Source organism: Citrobacter sp. CK191, assembly GCF_030333435.1.
Lineage (GTDB): Bacteria > Pseudomonadota > Gammaproteobacteria > Enterobacterales > Enterobacteriaceae > Citrobacter_B > Citrobacter_B koseri.
The window spans coordinates 352,765-366,948 of the sequence record NZ_JAOWFX010000003.1 but is presented as its reverse complement, the minus strand read 5'-3'; the positions used below and the strand labels follow the sequence as shown (position 1 = coordinate 366,948).

Genomic DNA, 14,184 nt, shown 5'->3' with positions numbered 1-14,184 from the left:
CATGGAGAAAATAAAGTGAAACAAAGCGCTATTGCTATTGCCCTGTTACCTCTGCTGTTTACCCCCATTACACATGCCAGGACGTCCGCGATGACGGTGCTGGATAATCGTGCCGCACAGGGAGATATTACCACGCCGGGCGGGGCGCGCCGATTAGCGGGCGATCAAACGGCGGCGCTGCGAGATTCGTTGAGCGATAAACCGGCCAAAAATATTATCCTGCTGATTGGCGACGGTATGGGTGATTCTGAAATCACTGCGGCGCGAAATTATGCGCAAGGGGCCGGCGGCTTTTTTAAAGGAATTGATGCTTTACCGTTGACCGGGCAATACACCCATTACGCGCTGGATAAAGAAACGGGCAAACCGGATTACGTCACAGACTCCGCCGCGTCGGCAACGGCGTGGTCGACGGGAGTAAAAACCTATAACGGCGCGTTAGGCGTTGATATCCACGAAAAAGATCACACCACGATCCTGGAGATGGCCAAAGCGGCAGGTCTGGCGACGGGCAACGTCTCGACCGCAGAATTACAGGATGCGACACCCGCCGCGTTAGTCTCCCATGTAACCTCACGCAAATGCTACGGCCCCAGCCTTACCAGCACTCTTTGCCCGACAAACGCGCTGGAGAAGGGTGGAAAAGGGTCGATCACCGAGCAACTGCTGAATGCGCGGGCGGACGTCACGCTTGGCGGCGGCGCGGCCACCTTTGCTGAAATGGCGACAGCAGGCGAATGGCAGGGGAAAACGCTGCGTGAGCAGGCGCTGGCGCGGGGATATCAGATGGTGAACGATGCCGCCTCGCTGAAGTCGGTAACGGCGGCAAATCAGGATAAGCCGCTGCTGGGCTTGTTCTCCGACGGCAACATGCCGGTTCGCTGGGAAGGCTCGAAAGCCTCTTATCACGGCAACCTTGAACAACCTGCGGTGACCTGCAAGGCAAACCCGCAGCGCGATGATACCGTGCCTACGCTGGCGCAAATGACGGACAAAGCGATTGAGCTGTTGAGTAAGAATGAAAAAGGTTTCTTCTTGCAGGTTGAAGGCGCGTCCATCGATAAACAGGATCACGCCGCCAACCCATGCGGGCAGATTGGTGAAACGGTCGATCTGGACGAAGCCGTGCAGCGTGCGCTGGCATTCGCTAAAAAAGAGGGCAATACCCTGGTTGTGGTGACTGCCGATCATGCGCATTCCAGCCAGATTATCGCGCCGGAAAGCAAAGCGCCGGGACTGACGCAGGCGTTAAATACCAAAGATGGCGCGGTGATGGTCATCAGCTACGGCAACTCGGAAGAGGAGTCGCAGGAACATACCGGCAGCCAGTTGCGCATTGCCGCATACGGCCCGCATGCGGCGAATGTCGTCGGATTAACGGACCAGACCGATCTGTTTTACACCATGAAAGCGGCGTTGGGACTGAAGTAAACGGACTCCTGACGGCAATACTTTTGCCGTCAGGTGGTATTTTCGTCGTCAGCAGCCAGACTTAGAGTTAGCCTCCTTCGGTTACGGCGCACGTAACCAGAAGGATGACGTGTAGTGTCAACACTCACAGAAGGATGGTGCTATGAAAATAACATTACTGGTTACCCTGCTGTTTGGGCTGGTTTTTTTAACCGCCGTCGGCGCTGCCGAGAAGACATTAACCCCGCAACAACAGCGTATGACGAGCTGCAATCAGCAGGCGACGGCGCAGGCGTTAAAAGGGGATGCGCGTAAGACCTACATGAGCGATTGCCTGAAAAACAGTAAATCCGCCCCTGGTGAGAAAAGCCTGACGCCGCAGCAACAGAGAATGCGTGAGTGCAACCAGCAGGCGACGGATCAGTCGCTGAAAGGCGACGATCGCAGCAAGTTTATGAGTGCCTGTCTGAAAAAATCCGCATAGTGCTAACGGGTGAGCTGAGAAAATCACTCACCCGAAATTTCATACTTCCTTCACAATCCCCCTCTCTATAATTTGGGAAAATTGTTTCAGAATGTTCCCAAAAAATAATGAATGATGAAAACTTTTACAAAAAAGCGGTCGCACAGAGTGAGCCACCTCACTCTCCTCAAAATGACCATCAACGCTCCGGGCTGCGATTCGCCAGGCGGGTGAGACTGCCGCGTGCGGTAGGACTGGGATGGATGTTTCTCCCGATCGCCGCCGTACTGGCTTCACAACCGATTGCGGGAGGATGGTGGTTGTTTCTGGTCGGCTGGTCTTTCGTCTGGCCGCACCTGGCGTGGCAACTGGCGAGTAAAGCCATCGATCCTTTAAGCCGGGAAATATACAACTTAAAGGCGGACGCCATTCTTGCTGGCGTCTGGGTTGGGGTGATGGGCGTCAACGTGCTGCCCTCCACGGCTCTGCTGATGATGATGTGTATGAATTTGATGGGCGCGGGAGGGCTGCGGCTCTTTATTGCCGGTATGGTGTTAATGGTTGTGTCATGTCTGGTGACGTTACAGCTGACCGGAATTACCGTGGCTTTTCGCAGCGCGCCGCTGGAGTGGTGGTTCTCCCTGCCGGTGATTGTGATTTATCCCTTACTGTTTGCCTGGGTGAGTTACCAGACGGCGACTAAGCTGGCGGAACATAAACGCAGGCTACAGGTGATGAGCATGCGGGATGGTATGACCGGCGTCTATAACCGGCGTCATTGGGAAATATTGTTGCGTAATGAATTTGATAACTGTCGCCGCTACCACCGGGACGCCACGTTGCTCATCATCGATATCGATCACTTTAAGAGCATAAACGATACCTGGGGGCACGATGTCGGAGATGAGGCGATTATTGCCCTGACGCGCCAGTTACAGATGACGCTGCGCGGCAGCGATGTGATAGGACGTTTTGGCGGCGACGAGTTTGCGGTGATCATGTGCGGTACGCCAGCGGATAACGCGATTGCCGCGATGTCGCGGGTTCATGAGCGATTAAACGCGTTACGCCTGCCGTGCGCGCCACAGGTTATTTTGCGCATCAGCGTGGGCGTTGCGCCATTGACCACACAAATCGGACACTACCGGGAATGGCTGAAATCGGCGGATATGGCGCTTTATAAAGCAAAGAACGCCGGACGTAACCGTACCGAAGTGGCGGCCTGACGTCCGGCAACTGGCTCAGGACTTACTGAGTTTCTCTGATTTTTCCATACACTTCGCCATCGCTTCGATAATCGACGCCCGGAACCCTCGCTCCTCCAGCACGCGAACGGCTTCAATGGTCGTCCCGCCAGGCGAGCACACCATATCTTTCAGTTCACCCGGATGTTTACCCGTTTCGAGCACCATTTTGGCGGAGCCCATTACGGCCTGCGCGGCGAATTTATAGGCCTGCGCGCGAGGCATTCCGCCCAGCACCGCAGCATCGGCCATCGCCTCAATAAACATGAAGACATAAGCCGGAGCGGAACCGCTGACCCCAACGACGGGGTGGATCATCGACTCGGCAATCACTTCCGCTTCGCCAAAGCAGCGGAAAATGTTCAGCACGTCAGCGGTATCTTCCGGCGTGACCAGCGCATTTGGCGTTATGGAGGTCATGCCCGCGTTGACTAAAGACGGCGTGTTTGGCATCGCACGAACAATTTTGCGATCGTGCCCCAGCGCGCGCGCCAGCTGATCGAGCGTGACCCCCGCAGCGATAGAGACGACTAATGAGTCCTTGTTCAGGCTGGAGCTGATTTCGCTCAGCACTTTAATCATGATGCCCGGCTTCACGGCGCCGAAAACGATATCCGCAACCTGCGCGACGTCCTGCGCACTCTGCGCCGCATTGATGCCGTACCGATCGTGCAGCGCGGCGACGTTATCCGGGGACGGGGTATAGACCCAGATTTGCCCGGGGAGAACCTGACCGCTGGCAATCAGGCCGCCCAGAATGGCTTTTCCCATATTACCGCAACCGATAAAACCGATTTTCTTCTCCATTTCGTCACTCCCTATGCGTATTTTTAGTTGGGGTTATTAGCTTAACGTGGATTGAAAGTCTCATGAAGGAGAAACAGCACTTTGACGGAAGACAAAAGCACGAGACAATAGACGATTGCACATGAGCCTGGAGCGGTTATGACAATATGGGTGGATGCGGATGCGTGTCCGAATGTGATTAAAGAGATTTTGTACCGTGCGTCTGAACGTATGCAGATGCCGCTTATTCTGGTGGCAAACCAGAATTTACGCGTACCGCCTTCGCGTTTTATCCGCACACTGCGCGTACCCGCCGGATTTGATGTCGCTGACAACGAGATTGTGCGTCAGTGCGAAGCCGGAGATTTGGTCATTACGGCGGATATCCCTCTGGCCTCTGAAGTGCTGGAAAAAGGGGCAGCGGCGCTGAATCCACGCGGCGAACGCTATACGGAGTCAACGATCCGCGAACGCCTGACAATGCGTGACTTTATGGATACCCTGCGCGCCAGCGGGATTCAGACGGGCGGGCCGGACAGCCTTTCTCCGCGCGATCGCCAGCATTTCGCCGCCGAGCTGGATAAGTGGTGGCTGGAAGTCCAGCGCAGAACGCGCTAAATGTAATGTTATTTTTACACTTTGCTGCTGATGATTTCTTGTTATAGTAAGCGCGTACAATCTTTCATGGTTTTTGTGGAATGATTTATTTACATTTAACGACGTACTAGTTTGGTGGTATGATTATTACTTTGATGACATCAGATCCCGCACCTTTGCGGCTCTCTGGGGAAAGCCCGCTATGACGCAACCTCTCTTTCTTGTTGGCCCTCGCGGCTGTGGTAAAACAACAACCGGTATGGCGCTTGCGCAGGCAGTGGATTTCCAGTTTGTTGATACCGATCGGTGGTTGCAATCGCACGTCCAGATGACGGTTGCGGAGATTGTTGACCGGGAAGGGTGGGACAGCTTTCGCGCCAGAGAAACAGCAGCGCTGAAGGCAGTTACCGCGCCGTCAACGGTGGTTGCGACGGGGGGAGGGATCATCCTCACCGAATACAATCGTCGCTATATGCGCGAAAATGGCATTGTGATTTATTTAAGCGCGCCAGTGTCCACGCTGGTGAACCGGCTGGAGGCCGCGCCAGAAGAGGGACTGCGCCCGACGCTAACCGGCAAGCCCTTAAGTGAAGAGGTGCAGGAAGTGCTTGAGCAGCGTGACGCGCTGTATCGTGAAGCCGCGCATTACATCATCGATGCGAGCCATGCCCCTGACCAGGTTGTTTCTGAAATTCTTGCGGCGTTGTCGCAGGCGGCGCAACGATTGCAGGGCGGCGTCTATAATTAAAGTTCATCCAGTAAAAAGGAAGAACTATGCCAACAAAACCGCCTTATCCCCGGGAAGCGTATATCGTCACCGTTGAGAAAGGAACGCCAGGTCAGACGGTGACCTGGTATCAGCTTCGCGCCGACTATCCCGAACCCAACGCACTGATCAGCGAGCATCCTTCCGCGCAGGAAGCGATGGATGCCAAAACGCGCTATGAAGATCCCGATAAAAGCTGATAAATCCTGAAGTGTGGAACGCCTGGCAAGGCGCCTGAGTCACGTCACAACGTACTTGCATCACACTTTTCACTCATTGCCGCATTCTGCTAAAACTGAAAATTAAACGATAACAATATACTACTGGAGTGATTTGGAATCTTTACACAATGCATTGCCGATCTCCTGCTACGCTTTTCTGCATTTGTAGCGCAGGGCAGGTAAGTGTTCAGGCATTTACCCGGGAATTAACGACGAAGTAAAAAGAAGGTGGAACAGAAAATGAGTGCGTCGTTGGCTATCCTCACGATCGGCGTTGTGCCAATGAGCGAAGTGCTGCCGCTTCTGACGGAGTATATTGATGAGCAACATATTACCCATCATAGTCTGTTGGGTGAGATCAGCCGTGAAGAGGTGTTGGCGGAGTACGCCGTCGAGGCCGGAGACGATCCGCTATTAACGTTGCTCAGTGATAACCAAATCGTCCATGTTTCGCGCCAGAAAGTGGAGCGCGACCTGCAAAGTATTATCGAAGTGCTGGATAACCAGGGCTACGATGTCATTTTATTGATGAATACCGCCGCGATTAACAGTATGACCGCGCGTAACACGATCCTGCTGGAGCCGTTGCGTATTATCCCGCCGTTAGTGGCGTCGATTGTTGATGGCCACCAGGTGGGCGTGATTGTGCCGGTTGAAGAGTTACTGGATGTACAGGCGAGAAAATGGCAGGTCTTACAACGTCCTCCGGTCTTTTCTTTGGCGAATCCCGTGCAGGGATCGGAACAACAACTGATTGATGCCGGTAAAGATTTGCTGGAACAGGGCGCGGATGTGATCATGCTGGATTCCATTGGATTTAATCAGCGTCATCGTGATTTATTGCAAAGAGCGCTGGATGTTCCGGTCTTGCTCTCTAATGTATTGATTGCACGGCTGGCTTCGGAATTACTCGGTTAATTTTGCGTGACAGGCAGAAGGTCGCGACCCTATATTGGTGCTTAACGTAACCATGAGAAAGGGCCAGTTTATGCTACAAAGTAACGAATACTTTTCCGGCAAAGTGAAATCGATCGGCTTTACCAGCAGCAGTACTGGTCGCGCCAGTGTCGGCGTGATGGCGGAAGGCGAATATGCCTTTAGCACTGCCGCGCCGGAGGAGATGACGGTGGTCAGTGGCGCGTTGAACGTACTGCTTCCGGGGGAAACCGAGTGGAAAGTCTACGCAGCGGGCGAGGTGTTTAACGTCCCTGGCCAAAGTGAGTTCCATTTGCAGGTGGCTGAACCGACGTCCTATCTTTGCCGCTATTTATAATGGCGCTTCCCTCTCCCGGCGGAGAGGGAATATTCACTTAGCGTTGCGCTTCGCCGCCCAGACCTTCAACCAGGCTTTGAATTAACGCCGCCAGCTCACCCGTCATCAGAATGAAATCGGCATCAAAACGCTGAGCGTAGTCTTCGCGATCGATATCTTCGTTTTGATCGCGCAGTTCATCGCTGAACTTCAGGCGTTTGATCGAACCGTCATCGCAGATCAAGAACTGAATGCGCTGCTGCCAGTCGAGCGCCAGTTTCGTGACCACTTTACCCGCTTCAATGTGCACGGCGATCTCGTCGCTGACCAGATCCTGTTTCTTCGCGCGGATCACGCCGCCGTCTTCCAGCATTGCTTTCAGCTCTGCTTCGTCCAGCAACTGGAATCCCTGCGCCACCGTACCGGAACGCACCCATTCGGTGAGCGTCAGCTCGATAGGATTTTCCAGCGCCAGCGGAACCACCGGCAGCGAGCCGAGGCTTTTACGCAGCAACGCCAGCGTATCTTCCGCTTTTTTAGCGCTTGCGCAATCGACCATGATCAGACCGTTAACGGTGTCGATCCACATCATTGTCTGACTAAAACGGCTAAAGGCGCGCGGCAGCAGTGAGTGCAGCACTTCATCTTTCAGCGAGTCTTTTTCCGTTTTTTTCAGCTTGCGCCCCTGATCAGCCTCCAGTTTGGCGATTTTCGCTTCCAGCGCTTGCTTGATCACCGGCGACGGCAGAATCTTCTCTTCTTTGCGCGCGCAGATAATAATTTGGCCATTGGCGGTATGCGTTAACACATCGCTGTGCGATCCCATTGGCGGAACCCAGCCCATTTTTGCCATATCCTGGCTGCCGCAAGGGGTAAACGTCATCGAGGCTAGCTGTTTTTCCATCTCCTCGGCGCGCAACGAAATATCGCGGCTAAGACGGTAAACCATTAAATTTTTGAACCATAGCATGATAATTTCCACGGCCTTGTCGTTAAATCCAGCGGGTATAATAACGAATTGTCGGCGGGCTTGCATTGCCAACCAGAACACCCGCCTCTACTCTGTTGATATTCCCTAAAAATGAGGAGCGATGTGTGCGTATAGGTATCGATTTAGGCGGCACGAAAACGGAAGTGATTGCGCTCGGCGATGCGGGGGAACAGCTGTTTCGCCATCGTCTGCCTACGCCGCGGGATGATTATCGACAAACGATAGAGACCATCGCTTCGCTGGTCGAGATGGCGGAAAAGGCGACGGGCCAGACGGGTACGGTAGGGATGGGTATTCCCGGTTCGATCTCGCCCTATACCGGTGTGGTAAAGAACGCCAACTCAACCTGGCTTAACGGTCAGCCGTTCGATAAAGATTTGAGTGCGCGTTTGCAGCGGGAAGTGCGCCTGGCGAACGACGCCAACTGTCTGGCGGTGTCCGAAGCGGTGGATGGCGCGGCGGCCGGAGCGCAGACCGTTTTTGCGGTGATCATCGGCACCGGGTGTGGGGCTGGCGTGGCGCTGAACGGTCGGGCGCATACCGGCGGCAACGGTACAGCAGGCGAGTGGGGACACAATCCCTTGCCGTGGATGGATGAAGATGAACTGCGCTACCGTGAAGAAGTGCCCTGCTACTGTGGCAAACAAGGCTGCATTGAAACCTTTATCTCAGGAACCGGGTTTGCCACGGATTACCATCGTCTGAGTGGTCATCCGCTGAAAGGGAATGACATTATCCGTCTGGTTAACGAGCAGGACGCGCTGGCGGAACGGGCGCTTAGCCGTTATGAACTGCGCCTGGCGAAATCGTTAGCCCATGTGGTCAACATCCTCGACCCGGACGTTATCGTGTTAGGCGGCGGGATGAGCAATGTCGATCGGTTGTACAACACCGTGCCATCGTTGATTAAACCGTTTGTTTTTGGCGGCGAATGCGAAACGCCGGTCCGTAAGGCGTTACATGGCGATTCCAGCGGCGTTCGCGGCGCGGCATGGTTGTGGCCGCAGGAGTAAATCGTTTTTTGCCGGATAAGGCATAATGCCCGGTGACGCTACGCTTACCGGGCCTACAACATGCTCCCTGTAGGCCGGACAAAGCGGTGACGCCGCCATCCGGCGTAATGCCCGGTGGCGCTACGCTTACCGGGCCTACAACGTGCTCCCTGTAGGCCGGATAAGGCGTTTACGCTGCCATCCGGCAAAACAGCCGTCATTCCACAGCAAACATCTTATCCAGTTTGCTGTAACCCAGCCCGTTGATTTTCTTCACCTTAATTTGCACAGGAATGCGTTCTTTCATCGCTTCCACATGGCTTATTACGCCAATCGTCTTACCGGTGGCATTCAGCGCGTCCAGGGCATCCAGCGCGGTATCCAGCGTCTCGCTGTCCAGCGTGCCGAACCCTTCATCAAGGAACAGGGAGTCGATGCGCGTTTTGTGGCTGACCAGATCGGACAACGCCAGCGCCAGCGCCAGACTGACCAGGAAACTTTCGCCGCCCGACAGCGTGCGGGTATCGCGAACGGCATCCGCTTGCCAGGTATCGACCACCTCCAGTTCCAGCGCTTCGCTGGCCTTGCGCTGGAGCAGGTAACGACCATGCAGGCGAGTCAGCTGATTGTTCGCCAGCCAGACCAGGTTATCCAGCGTCAGTCCCTGAGCAAATTTGCGGAATTTATCGCCCTCTTTAGAGCCGATTAACGCGTTCAGATAACCCCAGTCCTCCACCTGCTGCGAGGCGTTTTCAATCTCCAGCATCAGAGACTGCTGCTGTTGGTGGTTATCCGCATCCTGTTTGAGTTGCTGGCGGATCTCCCCCTGACGCGTCGTATTGTCCCGCAGTTGTCCGGTTAATTGCGTCACGGCCTGCTGAATGTGTTCAGGTGTGAGCGTGAGATCCAGCCCCTCGGGCGGATGTTGTTGATGTTCTGCCAGTACCTGGTTCGCCTGAGCGGCTAAGGCCTGCGCCTGCTGTAACTGGTTTTCCAGCGCCTGGCGATGTTGTTCGAGGCGGGCGATGGTCTCATCATCCAGCAGCGCGGCAAGGAAGGCGGCGCGATCGTCAAATACGCTGGCCTTGAGCGCGGCGTCAAAGTGCGCCTGCGCCTGTGCTATCCGCTGCATTTCCTGCGCTTCCTGCTGCTGCAAGGTCTGCCACTGGCTCTGTAGCGAAACGCAATCATCATGTACCTGCCGCCAGTTATCCAGCGCCACGCGCTCATCGCTCTCCGGGAGAATATCTGTTTCCGGTAGTGTCTCCAGCAGGGGAGCCAACTGCGCGATGCGCGTTTGTAGCTCGCCCAGTTCCGTCTGGCGCTGTTGCCATGTTTGCGCGTCATCCGCGCGGGCGTTTAACCACGACGCTTCTTCTCCGTCGGCGGGCAGGGATAACCCGTAGCGGCGTAGTTCAGACAGCAGCGTGGTTTGACGCTGGTCGATTTGCTGCTGAAATTGCGTAACCTGCCCGGTATGGGCGGCGATCTGCGCCTGCAACATATGGCGCTGGCTGAGCTGATACAGCTGTTGTTCATAGTCCTGCCGGGCGGTCAGCCACGGTGAAATATCGTCCTGAGGGTGCAGCGTAACTTTCAGCGCGTCACACAGCGTTTGCCATTCTTGAGTGAGCGCTTGCTCCTCTTTTACCAGTGCCTGCGCTTCGCTTTCGTCGCGGTGTAGCTGCTGCGTTAATGTTTCCAGTTGCCCGCGTAAGGCGGCGCCTTCTTCCGCCAGCGTCTTGACCTCTTTTTCCAGTGCATCGCGCCGCGCCTGATTCACGCCGGGTTCGAGTGCCTGATAGGATGCAATCGCCGGATGCGAGGTCGAGCCGCAGAGCGGGCATGGCTGGCCGGATTGCAGCAGCGCTCGCTGGCTTTCCAGATCTTTGATGCGCGCCTCCTGCTCGCAAATCGTTTTCACATCCATGAACTGCTGATTTTTTTCTTTATATTTCTGTCGCTTATCCTCCAGCGCCGCATTGCGTCGGGCCAACTCCTGCTGACTATTCTGGATCGCGGTTTGCAGTTGTTCCCGTCGTTTTTGCTTAGGCGCTATCTGCCCATGCAGGCTGGCGAGCCGCTGACGCAGCGGCTGCTGTTGCGTATGCTGCGCCAGCGCTGCCGTGGCCTCTTCTGGCGTAAGCGTCAGAGGATTTGGTGGAAGCGCGTCACGCTTGCGGATATCGCTTGCACACTGCTGCTGCCATTTAAGCAACTGCGCTTTATCGCTGGACTGTTGAGCAAACAGCGCACGCCAGCCTGCCAGTTCACTGCTCCACAAGCGGAAGCGTTCATGTTCGGTGAGCCACCCGGTCAGCGTCTGCATGGTGGTGCGCAGTTCGGCGGATTGTTGTTGAGCGCTGTGTCGAATGCGGCTGCGCAGGTGTAATACGCTTTGTAAGCGAGTATTTACTTCCTGAATTTGCTGGCGTGTGCGCCCGGCGGCAGCGGTCTGTTCCTCAATGCGTTCCCAGTGTGGGCGTAACTGCCGGGCAGGATGCGCCAGGTTCAGCGCGGCCAGCTGCGGCTGCGCGTTTTCCTGTTCTTCCTGGGCGACCCGCAGCGCCTGCTGGCGGCGATTCATTTCAGCCTGCAACTCATTCTGACGGGTCAGCCAGTGCAGATGTTGCTGGTGAAGCTGCTGGCGGGCGAGCAGCTGTTTTTCTTCGTCAGTGAGCGCCTGCAAACTTTCATTGAGGGAATGCTGCTGCTCCGGCGCTAACAGCGAGACGCCGCTGGCCTGCGCCTGAAGCTTTTCCAGGTCAGTGCGGGCGGTCTTGTGCTTTTCAAACACCAGCGCGGAGATCTGCCCATAGATTTCTGTTCCGGTCAGCTCTTCCAGAAGCTCGGCGCGCTCTTTTGGCTTCGCATTGAGAAACGCAGCGAACTGCCCCTGCGACAGCAGCATGGAGCGGGTAAAGCGTCCGTAATCCAGCCCGGTAAGCGATGCCGTCATCTCCAGCTTATCTTTGACCTTATCGGCGAGGATTTTTCCGTCGGCGCAGCGCGCCAGCTCCACGCGCGGCACTTGCAGGTTTCCGTCCGGCTGATTGCGGGCGCGGTTCTGGCTCCAGAAAGCGCGGTAAGACTCGCCTTTAACCTCAAACTCTACTTCAGCAAGGCATTCGGCCGTATCGCGGGTCATCAGATCGTTTTGCGATTGCGAAACGGTGCTCAGGCGCGGTGTCTCGTGATAGAGCGCAAGACAGATGGCGTCGAGCAGCGTGGTTTTCCCCGCGCCGGTCGGCCCGGTGATGGCAAACAGCCCGTTGCTGGCAAAAGGTTCTGCCGTGAAATCGACTTTCCATTCTCCCTTCAGGGAGTTGAGGTTTTTCAGGCGCAGGCTGAGAATCTTCATGCGTCATGCTCCCCGGACAGCGAATGTAGGGTGGTGGTAAAAAGCTGCGTCAGACGTTCACGCTGGGGTTCATCCAGCTCTTCCAGCGCCAGACGGCGAGTAAAAACGTCTTCCACGCGCAGTTCGCTCAGGGTTTCACGTCGTTCGTTAGCCATAATGCGTTCGCGATTTTCCCGACTGCGGCGCACCAGTAAAACCTCAACGGGCAGCGACTCCGTTAATGCCTGAATTTTGCGCTGCATATCGTGAAGGTATTCGTCGGTGGTGATTTCAATATCCAGCCAGACGGGAGGCTCCTGGTGAGCATCTCGCCATTGCTCAAGTTGTTCGGTGATGGAGGCCAGATCGCCTTTCAGCACCGCCAGCGGTTGAGTGACGGGAACGGTGAGGTTCTCTACTTGATGTAATTTGCCGTTTGCAAAACTGACCAGATGGACGCATTTGCTTTTGCCGCACTCATCAAAGCTCAGCGCGATCGGAGAGCCGCAGTAGCGGATGTGTTCCGTGCCGCCAATGATCTGCGCCCGGTGAATGTGTCCCAGCGCGATATAATCGGCAGGAGGGAAGTTTTGCGCCGGGAAGGCATCCAGCGTGCCAATATAGATGTCACGTACCGCGTCACTTTTACTGGCGCCAACGGTGGTCAGGTGCCCGGTGGCGATAACCGGCAGAGTTTGATCGCCGTCGCCGCGCAGCTTACAGGCTTCCTGATACTGTTGTTGGTAATAATCCGTGATCGCCCCGAGCAGATGCTGCTGTTTTTCATTGCCCGAAAGCCCCGCCTGGCTGGTGATGATGTCGCGCGGGCGTAAAAACGGAATCGGGCAAAGCACGGCGCCCGGCGTGCCGTCGCGACGGTAAAGGTACTGCGGCGCGTGGCCTGCGCTGGCGACCACGGTGGTGTTGAGAAACGCCAGAATATCGCGGGATTCGTTGAGCGTGGCGACGGAGTCATGGTTTCCGGCCAGCACCACCAGATGACAGCCGGTTTGCTGTAAATTGACAACAAACCGGTTATACAACTCGCGGGCATAGCTTGGCGGCGATCCTGTATCAAAAATGTCACCCGCGACAATAATCGCATCCACCTGGTGAGATTGCGCGGTTTCCAGCAGCCAGTCGAGAAACGCCTGGTGCTCGGCGGCGCGGCTTTTGCTGTAGAAGTTTTGTCCCAGATGCCAGTCAGAGGTGTGAAGGATGCGCATAACGGTTCCATGACGAAAAAGCGTGGGCAGGATTATAACCCGTCGGGAACGGTAATATCTTGTTTCGTGACTGTCATAAATCAATAACCTGAGCCGAATGTCGACTATCTTTTTCATAAATCTGTCATAAATCTGACGCATAATGGCGCCGCATTGATGACAACGACTTATTTAAACAGGGCAAATCATGGCGAGACGTATTCTGGTCGTAGAAGATGAAGCTCCAATTCGTGAAATGGTCTGCTTCGTGCTCGAGCAAAATGGCTTTCAGCCAGTAGAAGCCGAAGATTATGACAGTGCTGTGAACCAACTGAATGAACCCTGGCCGGATTTAATCCTCCTTGACTGGATGTTGCCCGGCGGGTCGGGCCTTCAGTTTATTAAACACCTCAAGCGTGAAGCGATGACCCGGGATATCCCTGTGGTTATGCTGACGGCAAGAGGAGAAGAGGAAGACCGCGTGCGCGGGCTGGAAACCGGGGCGGATGACTATGTCACCAAGCCGTTTTCCCCTAAAGAGCTGGTGGCGCGTATCAAAGCTGTGATGCGCCGCATTTCGCCGATGGCGGTAGAAGAGGTGATTGAGATGCAGGGGCTTAGCCTCGATCCAACCTCACATCGCGTGATGACCGGGGAAAATCCGCTCGATATGGGGCCGACCGAATTTAAATTGTTACACTTCTTTATGACGCACCCTGAGCGCGTCTACAGTCGCGAGCAGCTCCTCAACCATGTCTGGGGAACGAATGTGTATGTTGAAGACCGTACGGTCGATGTACATATTCGTCGTTTGCGTAAAGCGCTGGAGCACAGCGGTCACGATCGTATGGTGCAAACGGTACGCGGAACCGGGTATCGCTTTTCGACCCGTTTTTAATACCTTGCCGCCAGACCGG

At 55.4% G+C, this 14,184-nt stretch carries 14 protein-coding genes; 10 read left to right on the top strand and 4 right to left on the bottom strand.

From position 1 onward, the window contains the following. The first annotated feature begins 15 nt into the window (after positions 1-15). The 3 genes from phoA to adrA all read left to right on the top strand — a co-directional run bounded on the left by phoA (position 16) and on the right by adrA (position 3,099). Positions 16-1,431, top strand: a complete 1,416-nt coding sequence (gene phoA, locus OGV82_RS01725) for an alkaline phosphatase (RefSeq protein WP_286462605.1) — start codon at positions 16-18, stop codon at positions 1,429-1,431. Between the two features lie 142 nt (positions 1,432-1,573). After that, positions 1,574-1,894: a phosphate starvation-inducible protein PsiF gene (gene psiF / locus OGV82_RS01720; protein ID WP_012133606.1), complete on the top strand. Its 321-nt coding sequence runs from the start codon at positions 1,574-1,576 to the stop codon at positions 1,892-1,894. Between the two features lie 107 nt (positions 1,895-2,001). Then, entirely contained in the window at positions 2,002-3,099 is a 1,098-nt protein-coding gene (adrA, locus tag OGV82_RS01715) for a diguanylate cyclase AdrA (RefSeq protein WP_012133605.1), read from the top strand. A 15-nt stretch (positions 3,100-3,114) separates the two neighbouring features. Here adrA and proC read toward each other — a convergent pair whose 3' ends face one another. Continuing rightward, a complete protein-coding gene (gene proC / locus OGV82_RS01710) occupies positions 3,115-3,924 on the bottom strand; it encodes a pyrroline-5-carboxylate reductase (protein WP_047458533.1) in 810 nt (269 codons plus the stop codon). Positions 3,925-4,062: 138 nt separating this feature from the next. Between proC and OGV82_RS01705 the strand changes: the two genes are divergently transcribed. The 5 genes from OGV82_RS01705 to ppnP all read left to right on the top strand — a co-directional run bounded on the left by OGV82_RS01705 (position 4,063) and on the right by ppnP (position 6,760). After that, positions 4,063-4,521: a YaiI/YqxD family protein gene (locus OGV82_RS01705; protein ID WP_012133603.1), complete on the top strand. Its 459-nt coding sequence runs from the start codon at positions 4,063-4,065 to the stop codon at positions 4,519-4,521. A 181-nt stretch (positions 4,522-4,702) separates the two neighbouring features. Then, positions 4,703-5,248, top strand: a complete 546-nt coding sequence (gene aroL / locus OGV82_RS01700; RefSeq protein ID WP_047458531.1) for a shikimate kinase AroL — start codon at positions 4,703-4,705, stop codon at positions 5,246-5,248. Between the two features lie 26 nt (positions 5,249-5,274). Next, complete coding sequence (yaiA, locus tag OGV82_RS01695) at positions 5,275-5,466, top strand: protein YaiA (protein WP_012133601.1); 192 nt, start codon at positions 5,275-5,277, stop codon at positions 5,464-5,466. A gap of 261 nt (positions 5,467-5,727) precedes the next feature. Then, entirely contained in the window at positions 5,728-6,405 is a 678-nt protein-coding gene (locus OGV82_RS01690) for an AroM family protein (RefSeq protein ID WP_012133600.1), read from the top strand. Between the two features lie 70 nt (positions 6,406-6,475). Next, the gene (gene ppnP / locus OGV82_RS01685) at positions 6,476-6,760 is read left to right on the top strand and encodes a pyrimidine/purine nucleoside phosphorylase (RefSeq protein ID WP_024130605.1); all 285 of its coding nucleotides are present in this window, start codon (positions 6,476-6,478) and stop codon (positions 6,758-6,760) included. Between the two features lie 37 nt (positions 6,761-6,797). On the opposite strand, the gene rdgC is transcribed toward ppnP, so the two are convergent. Next, entirely contained in the window at positions 6,798-7,709 is a 912-nt protein-coding gene (gene rdgC, locus OGV82_RS01680) for a recombination-associated protein RdgC (RefSeq protein ID WP_047458527.1), read from the bottom strand. Positions 7,710-7,834: 125 nt separating this feature from the next. On the opposite strand from rdgC, the gene mak reads away from it, so the two are divergent. After that, the gene (gene mak / locus OGV82_RS01675; RefSeq protein WP_047458524.1) at positions 7,835-8,743 is read left to right on the top strand and encodes a fructokinase; all 909 of its coding nucleotides are present in this window, start codon (positions 7,835-7,837) and stop codon (positions 8,741-8,743) included. 196 nt (positions 8,744-8,939) lie between these two features. Here the strand turns inward: mak and sbcC are convergent, their stop codons facing one another. Continuing rightward, positions 8,940-12,083 carry an exonuclease subunit SbcC gene (gene sbcC / locus OGV82_RS01670; protein ID WP_047458522.1) on the bottom strand — a complete coding sequence of 1,048 codons (3,144 nt, stop codon included), beginning with the start codon at positions 12,081-12,083 and terminating at the stop codon, positions 8,940-8,942. Next, positions 12,080-13,288 (bottom strand): exonuclease subunit SbcD, encoded by a 1,209-nt coding sequence (gene sbcD, locus OGV82_RS01665; protein WP_047463739.1) that lies wholly within the window; start codon positions 13,286-13,288, stop codon positions 12,080-12,082. Before sbcD ends, sbcC begins: the two co-directional genes overlap by 4 nt. Before the next feature lie 187 nt (positions 13,289-13,475). Between sbcD and phoB the strand changes: the two genes are divergently transcribed. Beyond that, a complete protein-coding gene (gene phoB, locus OGV82_RS01660; RefSeq protein WP_012133591.1) occupies positions 13,476-14,165 on the top strand; it encodes a phosphate response regulator transcription factor PhoB in 690 nt (229 codons plus the stop codon). Positions 14,166-14,184: the final 19 nt, after the last annotated feature.